Origin of the sequence: Marinomonas colpomeniae (genome assembly GCF_014803385.1) — a bacterium.
Lineage (GTDB): Bacteria > Pseudomonadota > Gammaproteobacteria > Pseudomonadales > Marinomonadaceae > Marinomonas > Marinomonas colpomeniae.
In genome coordinates this window covers 506,322-530,675 of sequence record NZ_JACYFC010000001.1, presented here as the reverse complement: position 1 = coordinate 530,675, position 24,354 = coordinate 506,322, and the positions used below count along the sequence as shown (strand labels likewise).

General features: G+C 39.5%; 21 protein-coding genes. 3 read left to right on the top strand and 18 right to left on the bottom strand.

The genetic code is table 11. The annotated features are described in order from the left end of the window. Positions 1 to 236 precede the first annotated feature (236 nt). Entirely contained in the window at positions 237 to 1,619 is a 1,383-nt protein-coding gene (locus IF202_RS02565) for an L-serine ammonia-lyase (protein WP_191593301.1), read from the bottom strand. A 283-nt stretch (positions 1,620 to 1,902) separates the two neighbouring features. Continuing rightward, positions 1,903 to 3,420, bottom strand: a complete 1,518-nt coding sequence (gene exaC, locus IF202_RS02560; protein WP_191593300.1) for an acetaldehyde dehydrogenase ExaC — start codon at positions 3,418 to 3,420, stop codon at positions 1,903 to 1,905. A 228-nt stretch (positions 3,421 to 3,648) separates the two neighbouring features. On the opposite strand from exaC, the gene IF202_RS02555 reads away from it, so the two are divergent. Beyond that, on the top strand, positions 3,649 to 4,572 hold the full coding sequence (locus IF202_RS02555; protein ID WP_191593299.1) for a helix-turn-helix domain-containing protein: 924 nt from the start codon (positions 3,649 to 3,651) through the stop codon (positions 4,570 to 4,572). Positions 4,573 to 4,598: 26 nt separating this feature from the next. On the opposite strand, the gene IF202_RS02550 is transcribed toward IF202_RS02555, so the two are convergent. The 4 genes from IF202_RS02550 to folE all read right to left on the bottom strand — a co-directional run bounded on the left by IF202_RS02550 (position 4,599) and on the right by folE (position 8,326). Then, the gene (locus IF202_RS02550; protein ID WP_191593298.1) at positions 4,599 to 5,816 is read right to left on the bottom strand and encodes an MFS transporter; all 1,218 of its coding nucleotides are present in this window, start codon (positions 5,814 to 5,816) and stop codon (positions 4,599 to 4,601) included. 189 nt (positions 5,817 to 6,005) lie between these two features. After that, the gene (locus IF202_RS02545; protein WP_191593297.1) at positions 6,006 to 7,205 is read right to left on the bottom strand and encodes an MFS transporter; all 1,200 of its coding nucleotides are present in this window, start codon (positions 7,203 to 7,205) and stop codon (positions 6,006 to 6,008) included. A gap of 82 nt (positions 7,206 to 7,287) precedes the next feature. Then, positions 7,288 to 7,560 (bottom strand): hypothetical protein, encoded by a 273-nt coding sequence (locus tag IF202_RS02540; protein ID WP_191593296.1) that lies wholly within the window; start codon positions 7,558 to 7,560, stop codon positions 7,288 to 7,290. 82 nt (positions 7,561 to 7,642) lie between these two features. Then, positions 7,643 to 8,326: a GTP cyclohydrolase I FolE gene (gene folE, locus IF202_RS02535; RefSeq protein WP_191593295.1), complete on the bottom strand. Its 684-nt coding sequence runs from the start codon at positions 8,324 to 8,326 to the stop codon at positions 7,643 to 7,645. A 288-nt stretch (positions 8,327 to 8,614) separates the two neighbouring features. Here folE and IF202_RS02530 point away from each other — a divergent pair, with 288 nt between their 5' ends. After that, positions 8,615 to 9,535, top strand: a complete 921-nt coding sequence (locus IF202_RS02530; RefSeq protein ID WP_191593294.1) for a dienelactone hydrolase family protein — start codon at positions 8,615 to 8,617, stop codon at positions 9,533 to 9,535. Positions 9,536 to 9,624: 89 nt separating this feature from the next. On the opposite strand, the gene IF202_RS02525 is transcribed toward IF202_RS02530, so the two are convergent. The 8 genes from IF202_RS02525 to IF202_RS02490 form a co-directional block, all read right to left on the bottom strand. After that, positions 9,625 to 10,716, bottom strand: coding sequence for an MJ1255/VC2487 family glycosyltransferase (locus tag IF202_RS02525; protein WP_191593293.1), 1,092 nt, complete (start codon positions 10,714 to 10,716; stop codon positions 9,625 to 9,627). Continuing rightward, positions 10,713 to 11,228, bottom strand: a complete 516-nt coding sequence (locus IF202_RS02520) for a phosphatase PAP2 family protein (protein WP_191593292.1) — start codon at positions 11,226 to 11,228, stop codon at positions 10,713 to 10,715. Before IF202_RS02520 ends, IF202_RS02525 begins: the two co-directional genes overlap by 4 nt. Before the next feature lie 218 nt (positions 11,229 to 11,446). Continuing rightward, on the bottom strand, positions 11,447 to 12,466 hold the full coding sequence (locus IF202_RS02515; protein ID WP_191593291.1) for a phospholipase A: 1,020 nt from the start codon (positions 12,464 to 12,466) through the stop codon (positions 11,447 to 11,449). A gap of 64 nt (positions 12,467 to 12,530) precedes the next feature. Continuing rightward, positions 12,531 to 12,881, bottom strand: coding sequence for a 5-carboxymethyl-2-hydroxymuconate Delta-isomerase (locus tag IF202_RS02510; RefSeq protein ID WP_191593290.1), 351 nt, complete (start codon positions 12,879 to 12,881; stop codon positions 12,531 to 12,533). A 57-nt stretch (positions 12,882 to 12,938) separates the two neighbouring features. Continuing rightward, positions 12,939 to 13,874 carry a 2-hydroxyacid dehydrogenase gene (locus tag IF202_RS02505; RefSeq protein WP_191593289.1) on the bottom strand — a complete coding sequence of 312 codons (936 nt, stop codon included), beginning with the start codon at positions 13,872 to 13,874 and terminating at the stop codon, positions 12,939 to 12,941. After that, positions 13,871 to 14,284 (bottom strand): VOC family protein, encoded by a 414-nt coding sequence (locus IF202_RS02500; RefSeq protein WP_191593288.1) that lies wholly within the window; start codon positions 14,282 to 14,284, stop codon positions 13,871 to 13,873. Before IF202_RS02500 ends, IF202_RS02505 begins: the two co-directional genes overlap by 4 nt. Before the next feature lie 173 nt (positions 14,285 to 14,457). Then, positions 14,458 to 16,020 (bottom strand): FMN-binding glutamate synthase family protein, encoded by a 1,563-nt coding sequence (locus IF202_RS02495; RefSeq protein WP_191593287.1) that lies wholly within the window; start codon positions 16,018 to 16,020, stop codon positions 14,458 to 14,460. A 206-nt stretch (positions 16,021 to 16,226) separates the two neighbouring features. Continuing rightward, on the bottom strand, positions 16,227 to 18,131 hold the full coding sequence (locus IF202_RS02490; RefSeq protein ID WP_191593286.1) for a PhoX family protein: 1,905 nt from the start codon (positions 18,129 to 18,131) through the stop codon (positions 16,227 to 16,229). Positions 18,132 to 18,495: 364 nt separating this feature from the next. Between IF202_RS02490 and IF202_RS02485 the strand changes: the two genes are divergently transcribed. Continuing rightward, entirely contained in the window at positions 18,496 to 20,133 is a 1,638-nt protein-coding gene (locus IF202_RS02485) for a methyl-accepting chemotaxis protein (RefSeq protein ID WP_191593285.1), read from the top strand. Positions 20,134 to 20,267: 134 nt separating this feature from the next. Here IF202_RS02485 and IF202_RS02480 read toward each other — a convergent pair whose 3' ends face one another. From IF202_RS02480 to IF202_RS02465, 4 genes are all read right to left on the bottom strand, one after another. Beyond that, positions 20,268 to 20,669, bottom strand: coding sequence for a GFA family protein (locus IF202_RS02480; RefSeq protein ID WP_191593284.1), 402 nt, complete (start codon positions 20,667 to 20,669; stop codon positions 20,268 to 20,270). A 23-nt stretch (positions 20,670 to 20,692) separates the two neighbouring features. Continuing rightward, positions 20,693 to 21,100, bottom strand: coding sequence for an MmcQ/YjbR family DNA-binding protein (locus tag IF202_RS02475; RefSeq protein WP_191593283.1), 408 nt, complete (start codon positions 21,098 to 21,100; stop codon positions 20,693 to 20,695). Positions 21,101 to 21,263: 163 nt separating this feature from the next. Continuing rightward, complete coding sequence (locus IF202_RS02470; RefSeq protein WP_191593282.1) at positions 21,264 to 22,850, bottom strand: ABC-F family ATPase; 1,587 nt, start codon at positions 22,848 to 22,850, stop codon at positions 21,264 to 21,266. Positions 22,851 to 23,045: 195 nt separating this feature from the next. Next, a complete protein-coding gene (locus tag IF202_RS02465; protein WP_191593281.1) occupies positions 23,046 to 24,323 on the bottom strand; it encodes a hemolysin family protein in 1,278 nt (425 codons plus the stop codon). Positions 24,324 to 24,354 lie beyond the last annotated feature (31 nt).

The following is a 24,354-nucleotide window of genomic DNA, read 5'->3' as shown; positions in this document are numbered from 1 at the left end:
ATTATTGTATCCCAAATCAATTTGGCACTTAATTCGTTCCGTCATATTTCTGTAAAATATGAATTCGGCGCCATTCTACACTGGGTTTATCTAGATAAAAACCCCTAACCTTTTTGAATGACAAACCAAAAATATAGACAAAAAAAAGTGCCTTCAAAAGGCACTTGTTGCAAATATACTACAGAAACATGACACTTTTATTACAGGTAATGATTTCTGTTTTTAGAGCTAAATAATCAACACTCAATAACATTTACCGCCAGTCCGCCACGAGAGGTTTCTTTGTATTTATCGTTCATGTCTCTACCTGTATCACGCATTGTACGAATAACTTTATCCAATGAAACATAATGAGTTCCATCACCCCTGAGTGCCATTGATGCTGAATTAATAGCTTTCATCGACCCCATAGCGTTACGCTCAATACAGGGAACTTGAACTAAACCACCAATAGGATCACAAGTTAAACCCAAATTATGTTCCATACCAATTTCGGCTGCATTCTCTATTTGTTCTGGAGAGCCACCAGTCGCTGCGGCCAACCCTGCTGCGGCCATAGCACAAGCTGAGCCGACTTCACCCTGGCAACCCACTTCAGCCCCTGAAATAGAGGCATTTTCTTTAAAAAGAAAACCAATGGCCGCAGCAGTTAGAAAGAATTCAATGACACCCTCTTCACTAGAGCGAGGACAGAAATCCCAGTAATAATGTAGAACAGCAGGAATAATACCTGCAGCGCCATTGGTTGGGGCCGTCACTACTCTGCCACCAGCAGCATTTTCTTCATTTACCGCTAACGCATAAAGATTCACCCAATCCATAGCCCCTAAAGAAGGCGTAATCATATCCATTCGAGTTTTGCTGATTAGGTCTTTATGTAGACTGGAAGCTCGGCGTTTTACTTTTAATCCACCAGGTAAAATGCCTTCATTCTTAATCCCTTGTTGAACACATGATTTCATCACTGACCAAATGGAAAGAATTCCCTGTTTAATTTCTTCTTCTGTTCTCCAGGTTTTCTCGTTTTCCATAATGATTTGAGCAATACTTTTGTCTTCTTCCCGGCAAAGCTTAATAAGAGTCTCGGCGCTATGAAAAACATAAGGAAGCTCTGTTGTATCTTCTACTAAAACAACCTTACCTTGCTCATCTTCTGCAACAATAAAACCACCACCAACCGAATAAAATGTCGCGCTGTGGATTGCTTTACCATCCCCATCAAAAGCCACTAGCACCATACCATTAGCATGGAAATCAAGACGATCAACTCGGTGATAAATAAGATCTGTAGCAACAGATATATTAACTACCTGCTGAGACAACAAACTCAGTTGTGATGTCTTTTCAATTTTTTCAATCCGGTCATTCACTAAACTAGGATCAATAAATTCCGGTAATTCACCTTCAAGGCCCATCAAAACAGCGGTACCTGTACCATGTCCTTTTCCTGTTGCACCAAGAGAGCCGTATAAGTCTATTTTTAGGCGAGCCACACTGGCGAACAGGTTGCGTTCTTGTAATTGATGGGCAAATTGATTGGCTGCAACCATTGGACCAACCGTATGAGAGCTAGAGGGGCCAATGCCCACTTTAAAAAGGTCGAATAAACTAATTGCCATACCAATACCCTCTGCCTATTGGTTTAGTCCAATACGGCACTTAAAATACATTCATAAAATAATGCCTCCGAAATTATCACTTATGATACTAAGTTTCCAATAAGAAACAGGTTAATTATAAATATCTCAGTATTTGTTCGAAAATAGACAAAATTATGGCGTTGTAAGACTATTTTTAGACTTGGTAAAACAACAACAAAAAAAGCCAAGAGACATTTACCTCTTGGCTTTAAAACCCTCATTTTTTTCTAGGACGGAATAAAATTCAAAAATTCACTCTAAATTAGAAGAACCCCATCGGATTGATATCATAGCTAACCAGCATATTCTTGGTTTGTTGATAATGTTCTAACGCTACTTTATGAGTTTCACGACCAATACCTGATTTTTTGTAACCACCAAAGGCAGCATGCGCTGGATACATGTGATAACAGTTCATCCATACTCGACCTGCTTCTAGGTTTCGTCCCATGCGATAAGCAAGGTTGGTGTCTCGTGTCCACACACCAGCACCTAGACCAAATTCACTGTCATTGGCAATCGCAAGCGCTTCGGCTTCGTCTTTAAACGTCGTGACACTAACAACAGGGCCAAAAATCTCTTCTTGGAAAATGCGCATTTCATTTGACCCTTTGAACAAGGTCGGTTGTACGTAATAACCTTTATTGAAACCATCAACAGGCGCAATACCACCACCAATCAAAAGTTCCGCACCTTCTTTTTTACCGATATCGATATATTTCAGTATTTTATCAAACTGCTCTTTAGAAGCCTGAGCACCGACTTGAGTTTCTGTATCCAGTGGATTACCACGTTTGATGGTTTTAGTACGCTCAATCACTAACGCCATAAATTCATCGTAAATGTCTTCTTGGATTAAAACACGAGAGGGGCAAGTACAGACTTCGCCTTGGTTAAAAAAGGCCAATACAAGCCCTTCAACGCATTTACTGATAAAGGATTCTTCTTGCTGCATGATGTCAGCAAAATATATATTTGGTGACTTTCCACCTAGTTCAACCGTAGAAGGGATGAGATTTTCTGCTGCGCATTTTAAAACGCCCTGTCCCACTGGTGTAGAGCCAGTGAAAGCAATCTTAGCTATACGCGTACTCGACGCCAACGCTTGACCCGCTTCTTTGCCGAAACCATTAACGATGTTTAATACACCCGGTGGCAATAAATCTTGAATGACTTTAACCAACTCAAGAATCGACACTGGTGTTTGCTCAGCAGGCTTTAGAACCACGCAGTTACCCGCAGCAAGTGCTGGAGCAAGTTTCCACGCTGCCATTAGGATAGGAAAATTCCAAGGAATAATTTGGCCTACAACGCCTAGCGGCTCATGGAAATGATACGCAACTGTGTGTTCATCAATTTCCGCGGCACTGCCTTCTTGTGAGCGTAAGCAACCTGCAAAATAACGGAAATGATCGGCCGCTAAAGGAATATCGGCATTCAATGTTTCACGTATCGCTTTACCATTATCCCAAGTCTCTGCAACAGCAAGGGCTTCTAAATGTTGATCAATTCGATCTGCTATTTTTAATAAAATGCCAGAACGATTCGCCACAGAGGTTTTTCCCCAAGCAACACGCGCCGCATGAGCCGCATCGAGAGCAAGGTCGATATCTTCTTCAGTAGAACGAGGAATACGGCAAAACACTTCGCCATCTACTGAGCTGGTTTTATCAAAATACTGGCCTTTAACAGGCGCAACCCATTCGCCACCAATGAAATTCCCATACTCAGTTTGAAAGGTAATAAGGCTACCAGGGGTACCAGGTTTGGCATAAATCATAGTTATTTTCTCCACTTTTATTGTTTTTATTCGTCGAATTCAGCAAGGTATTTACCTGAACCTCCACTCTAGAAACAATCTGCAAAGAAAACTTGTCTGTCAGTCCACGATACTTGTCTACTGATCCATTTCTCTTGTGTTTTTGTATTGACCAAAAGACAAGCAAGAGTGATGATGGAGAAAAGAAAAATGATCCACGCCAACTATAAATATAAAAGAGGTGTGTTAATGAACCGTTCTTTATCTACAGAAAAAACTCGACTTCAGCAGAAACGCTCACCCACTCAATTAGTTGAGAACCGTGTGTGTTTTGCAGGGCCTCATTCTGAGCTAAGTATTTATGATACTTATGAACAGGCTCAAAAAGTCAGCTTAAAAGCCGATTCGCTACTCTATTGTGGCATGGTAACTGGCGCGAAAGTCATGCATACCCAACACAATGGCCATGTACCATTTCTTCCTCATGAGTCCTTCATATTAGCGCCAGAAGAAGAAGTCTTCATTGATTTCCCAGAAGCTAGATGGGAACAGCCAACAACCTGCCTCACCATAGCCATATCAAAAGAAAGAGTGGCACAAATCTGTGATCGCATGAATGATGTCATGTTCAAATCATTGCCTTATGATGCAGTCATCGACCCAAACCAACATTTACACACCATCCATACTCAAGCTACACAACAGGTGCTAGATCGCTTAACCAGTGACTTTGTGCAAAATGACCCAGATCGAGATCTATTGGTAGATTTTGGAGTCAGTGAATTAGTAACTCGCATACTGAGACACCACGGTAGAGATGCATTATTACGGTTTACTCAAAGCTCTCCTGATGCAAGTGGCCTTACATGCGTCATTTATTGGATAGAACAAAACCTTTCAACACCTCTGGATGTCAACCTATTAGCAAAAATGGCTTGCATGAGTCGCAGCCGATTTTATGAAAGCTTCAAACGCCAGCTCGCTTGCACGCCATTAGAATATCAACATCAGCGCAGGATGAATCGAGCGTATCAACGCTTACAAGAGAAACGTTCGGTTACTGAAGTGAGTTATGAATTAGGCTATCAGAGTTTGAGTCACTTCAGTCGGCGTTTCCACCAGCATTTTGGTGTTTCACCACGCCAAGTAACTCAAATTCACAAGGTTAATTAGACACCGAGCCTCAAAGAAAAAGGATGTTAAAATGTATAACCTAGTTTAGATTTACAATAACTAAAGATGGCTAATATAAACAGTAGCCCAGACATCAAAGCAAGGAATGGTACTAACTGCCCTATTTGATACAAGGATGCCAAAGTGACAGGCCCTAGCGCAGCGCCTAATCCTTGCATAGAAGCGTTCATACTCGCCAAACGACTTTGTTGATCGTCTTTTACAAGCAGAGTTTGCGCGGTTACAATTCCTGGAAACAAAAACCCTACCCCAGTCCCAAACAGCCCCATAGCAAATAGTACGCCGACATAAGAGTCTAAGAACATAAAGGCAAGCTGTGCCGACACACCAATACTCGTACCTGCAACAATTAGAGTAATCACTCCCAATTGAAATCTAGGTACTAATATCATTTGTACTAAAATACTAAAGCAAGACATGGTCATCATGGCATAACCTACCTGTTTCGTTGCTTCAGACACATCCAAATGGAACCTGTCTTGAATCAGAAACGCCATAATCTGTTGAACACCCGTAATAGATAAAATCACTAGGGTCGACATACCTAAAAATGGCATAACAGGTTCTTTAAACCAATTAATAGCTGGCGGTTTCTCAAGTTGGCGCACGTGTTTTTTATCCTTCACAAAGAACATGACTAATATAGCTGCACAGCCTGCTAGAAAAGCAATAATGTAAAATGGAGCGGTTAAACCTAAGCCACTCAACAACGACGCACACGCAGGTCCTAAAATCATACCAATACTGAAAGAAGCACCTATTTTTGCAATCGTTGCACTACGGTGCTTAATATCAGTATGAGCAATCAAAAAAGTTTGAACTGAAGGTAAAATGCCTGCAATCCCAAGTGCAAAAACCATACGCAATACGAATACTAAATAGTAAGTTTGTTCCGCAGATAAATCACGAGCTAAGGCTCCGTGTAATACCACACCAGTCAGACCAATAGTGACTGCATAACAGCTCATACCGATAATGACTGAACGGATACGACCAATTCGATTGATAATACCGCCCCAGAAGAAAGCAGCTACAACAAACGTCGCAGCACCTGCAGTAATTAAAGTACTTATACGAACATCAGCAAGACCAATTTCACGGCCAATTGGTGGTAAAGAGGTAAAAATAAAAGACTGCCCAATGCCTACAGCAGCTAAGCAAAAAAGTAATAATCCGCGAGAAAGGCGTTCAGGAAGAGAAATATAATTGTCAGGAGTAATCAATGTAAATCCTTGATATCAGCTAGCCAAAAAATCAGACTAGACTATTTATCATCCTGATTTTAATAAGGCCCTAAAATAACATATTTTCTATCCTACCTCTGATGCTAATTTCACTTTAAAGAGGTTATGAAAGATAGATGAAAAGTGTTATATCTTTCTATATGCCCTCAAAAAATATCTTAAAATAGGCTACACCGTTCGCTTTGAAATAAAATGGAAGAGAACAAGCAACCCCAATGCATAAACTAAAAAGGTGACGCTCAACCAATGTAGACCAAACTGTTCGCCTACTAGACCACTTATCACAGGTAACGTCATACCACCCATCACAGCAGCACTGACCTGAAAGCCAATGGCGTGAGTAGAATACGATTTTCCAACCCGAATAAGTGTCTGAGAAATCATGCTGGGGAAAATCGGAGCGGCACAGAAACCGACTAACACTAAACCGAGATAGCTTGTATAGGGAGTGATATTAATATTAAAAAGCACCACTCCAATAACAACACCAATCAAACAAAAACGTAATAACAGATCAACTGAAAAACGCTCTACTAGAAAGCCAAAAACGGCTCGACCAAATGCCAAAGAGCCCCAATAAATAGCAACCCAAGTTCCAGCACTCGCTAATGAGATACCTCGTGATTCCGTCATCACAGTAAAAGCCCACTGCCCGATGCCGAATTCGACACCTGTGTATAAAAAGAAAAATACAATTTGATATTGGATAACAGGGTGTTTTAACGCCTGAAGCTGGGTGACTTTTTCGGGTAAATAAGCGGAACGAGTTTGAGTCTCATCTGTTGTATTTTCTGCTTGTTGAGGAAGGTGCTTGTCACTTTCCCACAAGTTACGGCTAAAAATAAATATCACGGTGATTGTGAATAAAATAACGGCGAGAACAGCATAACCTAAGCGCCAGTTTTGTGAAAAATTCACCAACACTGTTGTAATAATGATAGGGCCTGTTGTTGCCCCAACACCAAAGGCGGCGTGGAGCCAATTCATATGCCGAGTAGAAAAATGTTCCGCTGCGTAAGCATTCAATCCAGCATCAATCGCACCAGACCCCATGCCAATCAAAATTGCAAACAGAACAAAAACAATAAAACTGGAGCTGCAGTAAAAACCCAATAAACCCAGGCTGACAAGAAAGCTGCTCAATACTAAAAGCCGCCCAACACCTAGGCGAGACAACAAGTAACCAACAGAAAAACTCGAGATTAGATAGCCAATACCGCTGCAGAGAATGACTAGACCTAGCCATCCAATTGGAGCACCAAATTCAGTACGGACAAATGGCCAATTAATACCATGTGCTGCATCTGGTAAACCCAAACTAATAAAACCTAAATAGGCAACAAACAATAACAGGCCCGATGTGCGCATAAAGACATCCTTATTAAAGATTTCCGTATTTCAACGCATCTTTCCTGTAAATGAAATCTTTAAATCTACTTACGATTTAAGCTTACTTAAATCGCTTTTTACTTTTTTCAATCGGCTTCCACTTCCAGTTAGGCGATTCGCCTTTAATGTAATAAATAGCAAGTAGAATCAAAGTGCTAACAGAGACAAGTAAAGCCCATTTTAGTAGTTCTACTTTTGGATCTACCCAATAACTAATAAAGCCAACCGCAAATAAATAAAACATTTGTACAAACCAACCTTGCCATGCAGTCGGTCTACCCCAGCCCCAACCATTTTCTTTTGCTGGGAACCATGATGTATTTTTATCTGTCATTGTAAAAGGCCTTTCGGTTCAAACCGTCATAGTATTCAATAAATTATACCGCTTCACTAAGCGTTGTATTACTAACACTGTATTACTTAGCAAGAAACTCAAAACGTGTTTTATCGCTACTTTTAAACAAACCACCTAATGCTGTCGTTTGAGTCGAAGAACTCGCATCCATAACACCTCGTGCTTTCACACAATAATGTACAGCACTAATGCTAACCGCGACGTTATCTGTTTCTAACAAGGCTTGTAGCGTGACTAAAATCTGCTGAGTAAGACGCTCTTGTACCTGTGGACGTTGAGCAAAAAAACGTACTATTCGATTTATTTTCGACAAACCAATAATTTTGGTTTTGGGTAAGTAAGCCACTTTAGCCAATCCATCAATAGTGACGAAATGATGTTCACATGTACTTGTGAAACTAATATCACTTACCTTAACCATTTCATCCACTTTCATCTTATTTTCGATTACGGTGATTTTAGGAAAGTGTGCGTAATCTAAACCAGAAAAAATTTCTTTAACGTACATTTTTGCAATGCGATGTGGTGTTTCCGCCAAACTATCGTCGGCTAAATCCAATCCCAATGTTGTCACTACATCTTCAAATGCAGCCTTAATACGTTGATATTTTTCTTCGCTTGTTAAACCGTTATCAATCATCGGAGTTTCTAAACCACTTTTGATAAGGGTATCACGTACTTTAATCGCAGCATCAGACAAGACAAGGCTAGTTACATTGCTTGGCTGCATTACATCAGCATTCATAAATTTATCCTAAGTTTCTTGACCTTGTCACATGACATGATTATTTAAAACTCGCACATAATAATCCTTCAAAGGCGAGATTTATATGGTAAGACAAAAAAACCTAAATTCATCCCGTTTTTCGATTAAAATTTGTCATTCCTATAAACTTGCTTAACCACACCTGAAGCCGTATTTTGTATATATCTATTTATTGAACCAATTTAGAAAAAAAAACTCTAACATATTTGATTCTGAAACTTTTTGATTTACCAACCTAAAAATAGACGAAGTAAAAAAGGAGTTAAAGTGAGCTTAAAAACAGAAAAAACGACCTTAGCTTTATCCGCAAAAGACATCCCTCAAGAAGCATTTGATTGGTATGACGAGTACGCTCATGGTGACATTGATCGACGTACTTTTCTGTCTCGCCTTGGCGCATTAAGTGTTGCAGGACTAACGCTCTCTGTTGTCGCTGGAGCCCTCACCCCAAATTATGCATTAGCAGAACAAGTATCTTTTAATGACCCAGATATTACTGCAAGCTATGTAGAATTTGATACACCTAACGGTCATGGAAAAGGCCGTGGTTATTTGGTTATTCCAAAAAATGTAGACTCAAGTAATAAAGCGCCAGCAGTTCTTGTTGCTCATGAAAACCGTGGTCTTAATCCATACATTGAAGACGTTGCGCGTCGTTTAGCAAAAGCTGGATTTATTGCTTTCGCACCTGATGCACTGTTTCCTTTAGGTGGCTACCCAGGTAACGATGATGAGGGTCGTGCTATGCAAAAATCCATGGACGGCAGTAAAATTGTCGGTGATTTCATGGATGCAGCGACTCTACTTAAAAGCCATTCATTAGCCACTGGTAAAGTCGGCATGGTTGGATTTTGCTTTGGAGGTTTCTTAACGAATCATCTGGCAGCCAACATGCCAGACACTATCAATGCAGGTGCGCCTTATTACGGTACACCGGCAAAATCAAACATTGATAAGATTAAGGCACCACTGCAAATTCATCTTGCGGAACTAGATAAACGAGTGAACGCAACTTGGGTCGGATATGAGAAAGAACTAAAAGCAAATAAAGTAGATTACACAGCGTATATCTATCCTACTGCAAATCATGGATTCCATAATGACTCAACTGCACGTTATCAAGAAGACAACGCAGAACTTGCGTGGGAACGTACAATTAGTTTCTTTAAGCAAAACTTAAACACGTAAAAGAAATAAGACTAAATAAAAATGCCACGGCTATGATTTATGGCCGCGGCATTTATATTTACATTCTAAGATAGAAAATTACGACAACATCAAATAGTGACAGGCTTTGAGGATATTTTTCTTTTTTTATGAGGATACGTAAAATCGATACCAGATACATTAGGTGTCTGCTGCCACAAAGATACACATAAATCAGATAAACTCATATTGTTTCCAACTTGTAACCAAGCCACTACAGCGCGAGCCACATTGGGATAATTAACCTGAACCACTCGACTCGTCTCTAGCCATTCTTGAATGATTTTTGAATTCAGTACTGCCGTCGTTTTCGCAATTCCTAGTCGCTCTAAAGCAATAGCATTAGAATGCTGTTCTATTTGACCTTTAAGAGGCTTTACCAATATACGACGTCCAAGCTGTAACGCCTCTGAATTCAATTCAAATCCTGCATTACAAAGCACGGACTCACATTCGTTCAAATTCTGTTGGAACTGATCTCGGCTAAAAGGAAATACTTCTACATTGCCATAAACACCTGGATCAATGTCTTTACAATGTAAGCGAAAGTGGTAACTCGGCACTTCTTCAAGCAAATCTAAAACAACATCACTATTTTCAAAAGGTAAATACACCAATACCTGCTCTGTATTAGGCATATTCTGTATTTCTTCAGCATGAATTAACGGAGGTAAAATAGGATAACCAAAATGATGCCAGTGAGCGCCAAGCTGAATAGTAGATGGAGCAAAATTTGACATTACCCATTGAGCAACAAGATTTTTTTTATAACGCGGAATATCATGCTTAAACGCATATTGATGTCCAAACCCAATGCATAGAACACCTTGAGATTTTGCCGCCCATGCAACAATAGGCTCGAAATCAGTAATAACCAGATCATAGCCTCGAGTATCTAATGATCTAATATCTCGACAGAGCTTGAGAATTGAGACGCTTAGAACAGTCGCAAAAAAATTTAATTTACCATTACGCGCGACAAAACTAAGGCCTCTAAAAGTACGATAATCACCAAACACCGACATATCAAAATAGTCTTCCGGAGGACGTCCAGAAAAAACAAAGTCAACTTTTATTCCAGCTAATTTCATCTCAACGGCCATGGCCCTAGCTCGTGTTATATGTCCATTTCCAGTCCCTTGAACGCCATACAGTATCTTCATACTAAAACTCCAATCATTAAGGCGGCACAAGCACTCCCTAACAGAGCGCCAATAATCGTATCTGTAGGAAAATGGACACCAAGAAAAATACGCGATAAACCTACATTAACGGCCCAGAAGTAGAACATTACATTTAAGCTAGGAAACCACTCACTCAAACAAAAAGCGATAAAGAATGCGCCCGAAGTATGACCAGATGGAAAAGAAAATTGATCTGAAGGAATAATAAAGCTACAAAAGTCATCTAGCTCATCTGCGGGGCGGTTTCGTTTGAAACCTCGCTTCAAAACAAAATATACGCAACGTTCCAGTAATAGACCAAAAGCTAAAATCAGCACTAAAGTGTCATAACCAGCAGTCCAAGCCAAGAGAGCGACAACTGCATACAAAGGCCCATCAGCAGAGAACGAAATAGCTCGACCCATACGGGTTAATTTAGCTCTGTGCTTACGAGCCATACACCAATAGAAAGTCTGGACATCAAATGCATGGATATTCTGAAGTATGTTCATGCTATTACCTCTATGTTTGTCATCCCTTTAACATAGACGACAAAAATGTCAGTTACATAGCATTTCAGTGACAGCTTGATGACAGACGGGATATACAAAAATGCCTCGTAATTACGAGGCATTTCTTATGTCTTTTAATGAAATATTCTTAAAGAACGCAAATACATATAAGCGTCTTTCCATATTCCTAATGGATATTTTTCACACCTACTAAAAAATCACAACCAATTTGTCAACATAACGCCCACACCAAGGGATTGTGTTTGGTGATCATAATCCAATAATGATTGGCCATAACCATTAAAATATTGAATATACCCTCGTGTCTTCCCCCACAAAGGGAAGTTAAACCCTAACTGTACAGCGCCTCTATTACCTGATGACTTCAGATTATTTCGAAACATAACATCAAAACTATAATCGTCAATAATATGTATTAAACTAAACTCACCATACCCATAATAATCTTCGATATTAGGGTTGTCATCTTCACTTGAGTTTTCTGGAATACGATACCAAGGCTTAAACGAGAATGCCGTATTACCTTTTTCAAACAAGAAATCCACATAAAATCGGTTCCACGAACGGGATAAATCTTCCGATTGACCATTAGATTGATGAGCAAATCCATAAGAAACATAATCTGCCTTCATGCCTAAAAAACTATGTTTTGGTTTGGTTACAATAAAGACTTCAGGTTCATAGTTAGTATCTCTAAAAGGAGCTGAAATATCGCTATTGTAAGCCTGCCAATAGGACTGTTGTGTATAAGCAAACCATAAACTGGTATTGCGTCCTACTATCTCATAGGCAACGGGAAACTTAATACTCAGTTGGAACTTAAACTCAACACTGTCCAAAGTCTCAGAATCACTACTACCTAAAAAGGCTCGATCATTAGGATTTGAGGTATAAGCGAAAGGTAAAAAATAATTCGGCTTATGGGGTGTTAATACAAATGGGTTATTAACCGTATCTGCTTCTCTATTTCTTCTTTGTTGGAGCAGTCCATTTGCTTTTAGAGCTCGCTTTGAAATAGACTCCGGAACTTCTGGTTCAGCTGGCGAAAATGAAAGATCTTCGCCTTCTTCACTATCACTTTCTAAGTTTTCTTCGTCCCAGTTAACTGGATTTTCTACTACTAATTCAGGCTCATTTGCTACTTCTTCGGCCAGAACTATATTAGGAAAAAAACCTGTTAAGATAAGAAGCATCATTGAGTACACAATGGCTTTCATTATTTATAACCCTTTTGGTAAAACGTATTCCTAATCCTGACTTTAATAACAGCCAAAATACTTATTATTGAGAAAGGACAACCTTTTTAGCATAAGTGTCACGATCCATATCACACACTTCTACCGAAAAACTAACATCCTTCAGTGAGAACTTAATTAAAGCATCTAATATCAAATGGGACAGATGCTTTTTTTGCTCTGGAGTACGCCCAGATAAAACTCTAAGCATTACATGTATGAAAGCATCCTCTTGGCCTGCAGTCATAAAACTTTTATAAGGAACGCTGCGTAGTTTAATGTCTTCTACAGAAAAAAGATTAGAAGTAATGCAGGCCTCTTTAATTGCTTCTAGCATGTCTACAGGCGGTACTTCTTGCTCTAAATTTTGGCTGTATTCAAGTATACAATGTGGCATATCAGACTCCATTTACTAAATTTATCATGAATGAAATTTCATCAATTGAATTGAAAATCAATAACCCTGAGTAGAGTCTACAGCAGGTGGAATAATCCCTGTTTTTCGATAATAATTGATATTTTCAACAACAATATTACTGGTACTATAAGGGTTAGTTGGTGCTGAAATATGAGGCAATACCGTTACATTTTCATTTACCCAATAAGGGTGACTTTCAGGTAAGGGTTCCTGCATAAAAACATCTAGAATAGCATGAGATAAATGCCTTTCTTCAAGTTTCATTAACAAAGCAGCATCATCAACAATAGGACCACGGGCAAAATTAATAATACTGGCTCCAACTGGTAAATATGATAATGTCTGCTCATTTAATAAATTATTTGTTTCATTTGTCAAAGGCAAAAGACAAATTAGTATGTCACTTTTTTGCAATAAACAGGCTAAACCGTCCTCTCCATAAAAACACTCGATATTGTCTATATGCTTCTCATTACGACTCCAACCAGAAACAGAGAAGCCATTATCAACCAGACGTTGAGCACTGGCTTTTCCTAATGCACCTAATCCAAGCACACCTATCCGACGATCTTTAGCGACCACCATAGAATGTTGCCGCCATACTTTATGGGATTGTTGTTTTGCATAAATATGCATATCACGATGTAGAAAAAGTGTCCAAGCTAATACGGCTTCAGACATGGTATTAGACAAATCCGGTGTCGCTAAACGAACTACAGAAAACGAAGGTGAAGACAGCTCTTGCATCATTTTTTCAACACCAGCCCATAAACTTTGAACCCACTTCAGGTTAGGGAGAGCGCGTAAATCCTCAGGATCTGGGTTCGCAACAATTGCAACATCACACTGTAATTTTTCATCTTCGGTTAAGTCAGAAAAAGGGATAATGACCTCATCATTCATCATTGGAGATAAGATTTCTAGCCAAATGGTTTGCTCTTCAGCGCTAATACGACTAATAAAAGGAATCATTTATCATATACTCTAGCCAACTCTCTAAAACCTTTTAACTCTATTGCATTACCACTTGGGTCTTTAAAGAACATTGTCCACTGCTCTCCTGCTAAACCTTCAAATCGGACACTTGGGGAAAGATCAAAAAATACGTTGGCATCCGCCAAACGTTTTGCAACTTTCTGCCATTCTCCCAAAGGTAATATTAACCCAAAGTGAGGCATAGGCACGAGATGTTCTCCAACTTGACCTGTATTTGTCGTTGGTGATGGTATTCCCAAATGCAAAGAAAGCTGATGACCATAAAAATCGAAATCCACCCAACTATCAGTACTCCGGCCTTCAATACAACCTAATATATCCACATAAAAATCACGCGTTTTCTCCAAACAAGTGACATGAAACGCGTAATGGAATAAGACCGACATAAAAGCTCCAAAGAACGAAATAAGGTTAGGAAAATACAGTACATAAAAGAAAAGTAAATACACAATGGCTAAGTAACGACCCCATATTTTGTATTAAGACAAAAAATGACGAGTCAAAACTTAATAAGTATTTCATCGCCATTTTTTAATGGTACATTTAGCAAGTTAATGCACTACTGTAAACGCTCTTCTACTGGTGCCTCATCTCCTTGAATAGAAGTTATATTAATATATTCTGGTTGCACCTCTGGCATTGGGTTGGCTTCTGAAAATAGCTGAGATTGGCTCTGGTTTTCAATAATACGTACATGAGCTCTTGTCAATTCTCGCGGCTCACTTACACCACATGAATGGGCAATCATGCCAATACCGTGCAACAAGCCTTCTACATAATTAGCTACCCGTTCAGATTTTTCTAACGCCACCAAACCCTTTTGTAAATCAGGATTATGAGTCGTGATGCCTGTTGGGCAGGTATTTTTATTACACTGTAATGCTTGAATGCAACCAAGCGAAAACAAAAAACCTCGTGCAGTAACCACAAAATCAGCACCTGCACTTAATGCCCAAGCCGCTTTACCTGGAACAATCAACTTCCCTGACGCAATGATTTTAATATAACGGCGTAGACCATAAGACGTCACCGTATTCACTACCATTGGTAAACTCTCACGCAATTGCATACCGACATAATCCATTAGAGGTTGAGGTGCCGCTCCTGTTCCACCGTCAGAACTATCAATCGTAATAAAGTCTGGACAATAATCGAGGCCTTTCTTATGTATTAATTCACATAAGGCATCAAAGAACCGGATATCACCAACCACCATTTTAAAGCCAACAGGCTTCGACGTTACTTTGCGTACACGATGGATCATGTTCAATAAATCATCGATGGATTTAATGTCTAGGTGACCATTTGGGCTTATAGAATCTTCGCCCTTTGGAATACCACGAATATGAGCAATTTCTTCTGTAATCTTAGCACCAGGAAGCATTCCGCCTTTTCCAGGTTTTGCACCTTGACTCATTTTAATTTCAAACATTCGAACATTTTCATGGCTCGCAACGCTCATTAGTTTTGCATCATCTAAATGCCCTTCAGCATTACGTACACCATATTTTGCAGTACCAATTTGAAAAACAAGATCACAGCCGCCTTCCAAATGATAAGAAGCCAAACCACCTTCACCTGTATTCATCCAAATTCCAGCTTTACTAGCGCCTCTAGATAAAGCCTGTATTGCAGGTTTAGATAAAGCGCCAAAACTCATACCAGAGATATTAACGACAGAATTGGTGCGATATGGCATTTTAGCGGTGAATTCACCAATACAAACCTCTTTAGGCTGTGCCGCATCCTCATCTAAAGTAGGAAAAGCGCAGTTCAAAAAATAAATATCACCAGGAGTTTCTAATGAACGTGTCGAACCAAAGGCAATAGTACTGTCTACTTTTTTCGCTGAGCGATAAGCCCAAGACCGTTCAGCACGATCAAATGGACGTTCTTCTCTATCCATTGCAAAGAAGTATTGACGAAAGAACTCACCCATATGTTCGAAAATATAACGGAACCGACCAATAACAGGGTAATTTCGTCTAATTGTCTGAGTTGTTTGATGAGTGTCAACCCAGTACATAACACCTATCGAAACAAGCGCAAGAAAAAGCACAAACACAAACAACAAAACGCCCCATTGAATGATAAATGTTGCCAATGAAGACAAAAAATCCATAGCTAATCCTTATTATTTGAATTTATTTTTAATAAAACTGATATTCCTAATATTACACTATAGAGGAGGCTTCATCTTGAATTAATCATGGACAAACTCAGCAAAAAAACAACCAAACTACGTCAAAACACTCAAACTTGACTACAAAAAAAGCCAATATGGATTTCATATTGGCTTTTTATTAAAGACATTTTACGCTTTGAGACTTAGCCAATCACTGCACCATCTTCACGAGAAATCGCAATAACACTAGAACGAGGCACAGATTGTCCTCCATCTGGCCAGTGAGAATCACCTTTCTCACCTGGATGCTGCACACTAACAAACATAGTAGTACGCTCTATATTCCAAGCAGCACCGGTGATTTCACATTCTCTTGGCCCCACTAGGAAGCGACGAATCTCGCCTGTTTCAGGGTCACCAACCAACATCTGATTGTTACCTTGTCCTTGGAAACCTTTTTCATTTGAATAGTTCCCATCTGTTTGAATCCACAACAAGCCTTTAGAATCAAACTTCAAACCATCTGGAGAGTTAAACATATTGTCTTGATTAAGGTTTTTGGATCCCGCATTTGCATCGTCATATACTGCAGGGTTTCCCGCTAGTACAAACAAATTCCACTTAAATTCACTACTCGTGTGATCCTCGTCCATAGGGGTCCAACGAACGATTTGACCAAAGTTGTTTTTTACGCGTGGATTTGGGCCTGTTGGCGGTGTTTCATCACCACCGGCATTTGGTTTAACACCACGGTTTTTATTATTTGTTAATGCACAAAAAACTTCGATTTTATTTGGGTTTGAAGCAACCCATTCTGGACGATCCATTGTCGTTGCGCCAACTTTAGAAGCCGCCATACGAGTATGAATAGAAATTTCAGCTTCGGTCATCCCTGTTGTTTTAGGTGTCAGTGCTAGCCATTCGCCACGGTTATTGTCATGAAATTTTGCAACGTACAAGGTTCCTTCTTCTAGTAAGTTACGGTTATTACCGCCCGCTAAATACTTATGCTTAGAAACAAAACGATACAAAAACTCACCACGCTCATCATCACCCAAATACACGACGACATGGCCGTTAGAAGCAATCGTTAATTCAGCGTTTTCATGCTTAAAGCGACCCATCGCAGTACGTTTTTTAGGACGAGATGTTGGGTCTAATGGATCGATCTCAACAATGTATCCTGCACGATTTGGCTCTTGAGGCTCTTTCGACAAATCAAAACGAGAATCCGCCATCGCCCACTTGTATCCCCAATCTTTGTGGCTGATACCGTAACGCTTCATTTCAGGCGTTAATGAAAAACTCTCATCACTTGAAGAAAAGTAACCGTTAAAGTTTTCTTCACATGTTAGATAAGTTCCCCAAGGTGTTTGTCCATTACCACAGTTGTTCCACGTTCCTTTAGCGACCACACCTTTCGGGTCTTCTTTTGTTTTAAGAAGATTATGACCACGGGCAGGACCCGTGATGTCCATTTCTGTATCAACCGTAATACGACGGTTGAACTCAGAATCTTTCACTATGCCCCATTGATTATTTTTACGTGCCACTTCAACAATACTGACACCATGAGCTGCTTTACTTTTAAGAATGTCATCAGCTGTTGTTGGTACACCGTCAGTTCGGTTTGCATGTAACGTGTTTAGGTTTGTGTATTCATTGTTTACACAAAGGATCTGGCGTCCATTATGAGAAAACATCGCCATACCATCATTGTGATCACCAAAAGACAGTTCCTGAGAAGCTCCTGTGCCGCCTGTCGCGCTATTAAAGGCTGGCGCGTTCGAGAACATAGGATCACCCCAAGAAGCAAGTACTTCCCATTTGTAACCCTCTGGAACAGTAACAGTATCAAGGGTATTGGCTTTTACCATACTAAACGCAAGACGTGACTCTTTTTCACCTGCTGCAAATGCTTTACCCGCTGCTAAACTGGTAGATCCCATGACAAAGGCACCAGCACCAACGGCTGCTCCACCACTTAAAAAACCACGGCGTGAAACCATTTTATTCGACACTTCTTCGAATTCTACGACTTCTGGAGCTGGTCGTACTAATTCATCTAATTCATCAAAACTTAAATCATGTTTTTGTACGGTTTTCATAATACTGCCCTATATTATTTTGATAGATGGTCGCCGCTTAGCAATCCTGCTTTATTGCGTCACAACCTCATAAAAACGGATTACATTTACGCTGACTGTTCAAAAAACTTCCCCCTGCAAAAGGAAGTCACTCTCTAAACCTATCGCGAAAACGTGACATAAAAATGACAATTAGGTGGCATTATGATTATATGAAACATGTATGTAAGTAAGAGATATCGACTTAAGTTAATAATAAATAAGATGAATCTTGATAAAGATTCTCAAAAAAAGAAATATTAACTAAAAATAACAAAATACTATTAGAGAACTAAATCTCCGAGCGACTAAAATAATTAAAATTAATGCCTTTGAGGGTACTATCATGATCAACACGTTACGTAAATTCCCAATAAATCTACGCTTAATCAGCCTAGTTTCCTTCTTTTCTTTAGGGCTTTTATTCGTCGTTTATTCAAGTCTAACGGCCAATAAACAATCCTTAATGAACGAAAAATATGCTCAGACTAAACATGTTATTGAAACGGCATCTGGTGTTTTAAATCATTTTCATAAACTTCAGCAGTCTGGTGAGCTTAGTAAAGAAGAAGCCCAGCGCTATGCGATGGAGACAATAAAAGGCACTCGCTACTCAGAGACTGAATATTTTTGGATAAATGATTATAACTCCACAATGATAATGCATGGTGTTAACCCTGCATTAGATGGTAAAGATTTAAAAGATTTAAAAGATATAAATGGAAAGAAAATCTTTACTGAATTTGTGAAAGTAGTTAAAGCTCAAAAAGCAGGCTTTGTCGATTACTTATGGCCAAAACCCGGCAACGAGCAACCTGTTGAAAAAATATCTTATGTTCAAGGCTTTGAACCTTGGGGATGGATTATTGGCTCAGGTATTTACTTAGACGATGTTGATGCTCAATTTAATAAAGAAGCCATCAAACTAGGTACGATAAGCGGTATTGTTATTTTTATCTCAATACTGTTGTCCTTTTTGATTGTGCGTTCTATCTTGCTGCCTATTATTCAAATAAAAACCGCTATGGAAAATATTTCTCATGGTGATGGTGACTTAACTGCCCGTCTAACTGAATCTGGAAACGATCAACTCACAAAAATTGCGGCTAATTATAATACCTTTGTTGATCGTCTTTCGAAGACCTTAACAAAAGCTGTTTTACTTAATCAGGAAGTAGAGAGTAAAAGTCAGGAACTAAGAACTGTTGCTGGAAAAACTAAAGTCATTACTCAAGAACGTGAAGGCATGTTCGCTCAGATGACAGACACAATAAAAGACGTTGACAGCTTCAAGGGTGAAGTAATAGAAACAACTCAATCTACTATTGTGTCGGCACAAGCGGCAGTGGACAAAACTCGTACAGGGCAAGAGTCGATCAAACAAACAGTTAACTCTCTCGAAAAACTGTCTCATGAACTGGAAGAAGGCTTAAAAACCGTCGTACAACTGGCAGAACAATCACAAACTATAGAGTCTGTACTCGACGTTATCAGTGCCATTTCAGAACAAACAAATCTATTGGCATTAAATGCAGCGATTGAAGCGGCCCGAGCTGGTGAGCAAGGCCGAGGCTTTGCCGTCGTGGCGGATGAAGTACGTGGACTAGCAAGTCGTACACAAGCATCAACAGATGAAATCCAAGCCATGATAAGCAAACTGCAAACTGGTGCAAAAGAAGCGGAAATCCGTATTACTGAAAGTCATCAGCAATCACAAAGAACAACCGAAGAAATCACTCTCACGACACAATATTTGCAAGACATTGCTACCTCTGTGGATGACATAAACAGAGCCAGTAATACAGTGATACAAAGTGTCACAATGCAAAGTGAAGCGGTTCAACAGTTAAATGTACTTAACGAAAAAGTCGTTGAGCTTTCCGCTCAAGCTAGCTTACAAGTGCAACAAAATAATCTGACCAGCGAGTCGCTTGCAGAAACGTCTAAACAAACCCAAGAAGTGATGTCGACGTTTAAATTATAAGGATAATTTCGAGACCTCTCTCTCAATGAAGAAACTCATTAAAAATTAATTAACAAGCACTAAAAAAAGCCAATAACTTAAGTTATTGGCTTTTTTATATCTTTCAAAAATGAACACTAACACATGCTAGTAATTTAGCTAATAGGTCGCTCGTCATACTGTGGAATGTTGCCTGTCACTTCATTCCACTCTGCTTTTGAACCTACAAAAATATGCATAGCAGGCTTTGTAGTAAGCGGAGTATCTAACGTTCCAATTCGTAATCTAAGGATTTCTGGCTCTGCTGGTCGACGACTGTAAAGCGGTGATGCGCATCGTGAACAAAATACACGAAAAACACCAGGAGTCGACTCAAACTCGCTCGTTAACTCTTCACCTTTGATGTATTTGAAAGATTGACTGGGAATCGGTGCATTGACCGCAAACGCACTGCCATTCGCTTTGCGACATTTTTGACAATGGCACTGCATGATTTTGCCCAGTTCACTATCAATTTCATACTGAATACCATTACAAAGACAGCTACCTTTCAACATTTCCATTTCCTCTTATTTTATTTTTAATCAAGTGAACCCGCATACAAAGTGGGCTTACCATATCGAACCTCCAACCCTTCTCGGATGGATTTTTTTAACCCTTTTACAACTAAAGCGTAAGAGTGATCAATAAGTCGTTGTATTTCTCCATCAGGCATCTCTTCATCAGATAGGTGTCCTTCGATAATAATTGAATTCCAATGGCGCTTATTCATATGGTATGCAGGAATAACCTCGGTAAAAATGCTACGCAACTCTAGCGCGTGATCAGGGTCGCACTTCACATTGAGAAGTTGCTTACCTTGGTTTTTAATCAGTAAGGCAAACATTTTATTTTGTACTTTGAACACACCTGCTCTGCCATCAAATGGATAAGACTCACCTGACTCCGGCTTGGATAGTAAATATGCCTTTACCGCTTCGATATCCAAAAAACACCTTCCCTTTACTGACTAACACACTTACTTAAAAGTAATCTAAGTAAGTTGATAAAAACACATATACAAGAACTTGAGCAAGCTTAAAGGTCATAAAAAAGCCGCTTTCTAAATAATTAGAAAACGGCTTTAAAATTATTCTTTAGTGCCAATAAAGCTAGCCTTGATGCGCAAGGTATTCATCGTAAGTACCTTGAAAATCAATAACTTTATTGTCTTTAATTTCGATAACACGTTTCGCCAAAGAAGATACGAACGCTCGGTCATGACTGACAAATATCAAGGTACCGTCAAAGTCAATTAACGCATTATTCAAAGCTTCAATAGCTTCCATGTCCATGTGGTTAGTGGGCTCATCCATGATCAAAACGTTTAAGTCCATCATCATTAGCTTACCAAACAACAGACGGTTCTTTTCACCACCGGAACATACACGTACTTTTTTATTAAAGTCATCTGCAGTAAATAACAAACGACCTAACATGGCGCGTACTTTTAGATCATCATGCTTAACCGTACGCCATTTTGACATCCAATCAAACAAGGTTAAATCAGAGTTAAAGTCCTCCGTACTGTCCTGCGGGCAATAACCAATGACTGCATTTTCAGCCCATTTAATTTCGCCTTGCTTAGCTTCTATGTCATTCATTAAGCAACGTAGAAAGGTTGTTTTACCTGCGCCATTCTCACCAATAATTGCAAGACGAGCACCAGCGTCCAGAATGATATCGCCACCAGTAAAGAGCATCTCGTCTTCATAACCATGGGCAAGGCCTTCAAGAATTAAAGCCTGACGGTGAAGTTTCTTATCTTGTTTGAAACTGATTGATGGTGTCATACGGCTAGATTGTTTAACTTCTGACAACTCAATTTTATCTAGTTTTTTCGCACGAGAGCTGGCTTGCTTAGCTTTCGATGCATTAGCAGAGAAACGGTTAACAAAGGCCTGCAAGTCGTCGATTTCCGCACTTTTCTTCGCATTTTCTGTCAGTAACTGCTCACGAATCAAAGATGACGCTTCCATGAAGTATTCGTAGTTACCTGGGTAAACTCTTAGCTCACCAAAATCGATGTCCGCCATGTGAGTACACACAGAGTTCAAGAAATGACGGTCATGGGAAATAATAATCATGGTGCATTTGCGCTGGTTCAATACACCAGCCAACCAGTTGATAGTATGAATATCCAAGTTATTTGTTGGCTCATCCAGTAACAATATATCTGGGTTAGCAAACAAAGCCTGTGCTAATAACACACGTAACTTCCAACCCGGTGCGACTTGGCTCATCAAACCAAAGTGAAATTCTTCTTCAATACCTGCTTCTAGCAGAATATCACCAGCACGACTTTCTGCGCTGTAACCATCCATTTCAGCAAAGTCAGCTTCTAATTCACCGGCACGCATACCATCTGCTTCGCTCATTTCTGCTTTAGAGTAAATAGCATCGCGTTCTTGTTTAATTTCCCATAATGCAACATCGCCCATTATCACAGCGTCAACAACGGAATACTCTTCGAAAGCAAATTGATCCTGGCTTAAGGTACCCACTTTTTCACCTGGCGTAATAGATACATTGCCAGACGTTGGAACAAGTTCTCCACTCAAAATTTTCATAAAAGTAGATTTGCCACAGCCGTTAGCACCGATCAAACCGTAGCGGTTGCCGTTGCCAAATTTAGCGGAAATATTTTCGAACAATGGCGTTGCGCCAAATTGCATGGTGATGTTTGCTGTGGAAATCAAAAGAAAGCCCTGAGAAAAAGTAAGAGAAAACCGTTTTACGTTCGTCGCCAAATAAGCGTACAAAAGATAAACACAAAGGGGTGCGAATATAGAGACTTAACGGCCTAAAGTCGAGGGATAAAACCTTTATACTTGATTAAGTAACACTCACATTTCGATCAGTCTTCTTAAACGAGACTTAGAAAACGCAAAAAATCATTTTAGTTTAGTCACTAATAACTGTTCGACTCGCACGCCCTCAAGGTCTAACACTTCAAACTTGTAGCCTTCATGAACATAAAAATCAGTACGCTTTGGCAAACGCTTCAAACTGTAAGTAATAAAACCACCTAACGTTTCATATTGAACTCGATCCGGAAACTCTTCGATATTTAAGCTACGCATAACATCGTTAATTGGCGTTAAACCTTCAATCAGCCATGAGTTCGCATCACGCTGTACAATTTGTTCTTCATCATGCGGCGTTAACAACTCCCCCATAAAACCGCCTAATAAATCTTTCACTGTCACAATACCAACAATTGTCGCGTATTCATTCACTATCACTGCAAAGGCTTGCGAAGCCACTCTAAAAGCATTTAAGGCTTCTGAAAGTGTAAGTGTTTCAGGTAAATAGAAAACGTCTTTATCAATTTTTTCTGGCTTAATTTGAGCTGGTTCACCTTTCAAAACCAAACGTAAAATCTCTTTGGATTCAATAATGCCTTCGATCTTGTCTAAGCTACCGTTACAAACCAAAAAGTCATTATGAGGGTGATCAATAATTTTTTGACTAATTTCTTCACTATTATCATCAATATCAAAATAAATAATTTGATCACGAGGTGTCATAGTACTAGAAATATTACGTGTCTCTAATTCGAATACGTTACCAATCAATTGATATTCTTGACGCTGTAGACTGCCGTCTTCTGCGCCTGCTTCCATCATGGCAACAATATCTTCTGTGGTGACCACTTCTTGGCGCTCAATAGGCACATTAAATAAACGTAAAACCATGTTGGTTAAACCGTTAAATAAAAACACTACTGGTGTTAGCAAAAAAGTCACCCAAAGCATAGGTGTTACCATACGAATGGCTATCGCTTCCGGCATGATCATAGCTAAACGTTTTGGCAATAAATCAGCGAATAAAATAAATAACGAGGTAAGAACAAGAAACGACACAACAAAACTCACCTGATCTAACAAAGGACCAGCATAAATCAAACTCACAACTTTTTTCAGATGTGGTGTAAGTGTTTGTTCGCCAATAATACCGCCTAAAATAGCAATCGCATTTAGCGCTATTTGGATCATCGCAAAAAAAGCACCAGGTTTTTGCTGCAACTTTAGAACGGCTTGAGCTTTTAGATTTCCTTCATCTGCCATCACTCGTAATTTAATTTTCCTAGCCGCTGCCATACCAATTTCCGACATCGCGAACAAAGCACCGGCAATAATTAATAAGCCAATACTGAATACATCACTCATTTTTTTCTCTATTATTGAAAGGTCATTAAGA

Bases quoted from the DNA above. Each gene is read 5' to 3' on its own strand.
- IF202_RS02505 (WP_191593289.1), bottom strand. From the start codon at position 13,874: ATGATTCCTTTTATTAGTCGTATTAGCGCTGAAGAGCAAACCATTTGG.
- IF202_RS02565 (WP_191593301.1), bottom strand. From the start codon at position 1,619: ATGGCAATTAGTTTATTCGACCTTTTTAAAGTGGGCATTGGCCCCTCT.
- IF202_RS02515 (WP_191593291.1), bottom strand. From the start codon at position 12,466: ATGAAAGCCATTGTGTACTCAATGATGCTTCTTATCTTAACAGGTTTT.
- IF202_RS02465 (WP_191593281.1), bottom strand. From the start codon at position 24,323: ATGAGTGATGTATTCAGTATTGGCTTATTAATTATTGCCGGTGCTTTG.
- folE (WP_191593295.1), bottom strand. From the start codon at position 8,326: ATGAATGCTGATGTAATGCAGCCAAGCAATGTAACTAGCCTTGTCTTG.
- exaC (WP_191593300.1), bottom strand. From the start codon at position 3,420: ATGATTTATGCCAAACCTGGTACCCCTGGTAGCCTTATTACCTTTCAA.
- IF202_RS02485 (WP_191593285.1), top strand. From the start codon at position 18,496: ATGATCAACACGTTACGTAAATTCCCAATAAATCTACGCTTAATCAGC.
- IF202_RS02540 (WP_191593296.1), bottom strand. From the start codon at position 7,560: ATGACAGATAAAAATACATCATGGTTCCCAGCAAAAGAAAATGGTTGG.
- IF202_RS02545 (WP_191593297.1), bottom strand. From the start codon at position 7,205: ATGCGCACATCGGGCCTGTTATTGTTTGTTGCCTATTTAGGTTTTATT.
- IF202_RS02520 (WP_191593292.1), bottom strand. From the start codon at position 11,228: ATGAACATACTTCAGAATATCCATGCATTTGATGTCCAGACTTTCTAT.
- IF202_RS02480 (WP_191593284.1), bottom strand. From the start codon at position 20,669: ATGTTGAAAGGTAGCTGTCTTTGTAATGGTATTCAGTATGAAATTGAT.
- IF202_RS02500 (WP_191593288.1), bottom strand. From the start codon at position 14,284: ATGTCGGTCTTATTCCATTACGCGTTTCATGTCACTTGTTTGGAGAAA.
- IF202_RS02495 (WP_191593287.1), bottom strand. From the start codon at position 16,020: ATGGATTTTTTGTCTTCATTGGCAACATTTATCATTCAATGGGGCGTT.
- IF202_RS02555 (WP_191593299.1), top strand. From the start codon at position 3,649: ATGAACCGTTCTTTATCTACAGAAAAAACTCGACTTCAGCAGAAACGC.
- IF202_RS02490 (WP_191593286.1), bottom strand. From the start codon at position 18,131: ATGAAAACCGTACAAAAACATGATTTAAGTTTTGATGAATTAGATGAA.
- IF202_RS02510 (WP_191593290.1), bottom strand. From the start codon at position 12,881: ATGCCACATTGTATACTTGAATACAGCCAAAATTTAGAGCAAGAAGTA.
- IF202_RS02525 (WP_191593293.1), bottom strand. From the start codon at position 10,716: ATGAAGATACTGTATGGCGTTCAAGGGACTGGAAATGGACATATAACA.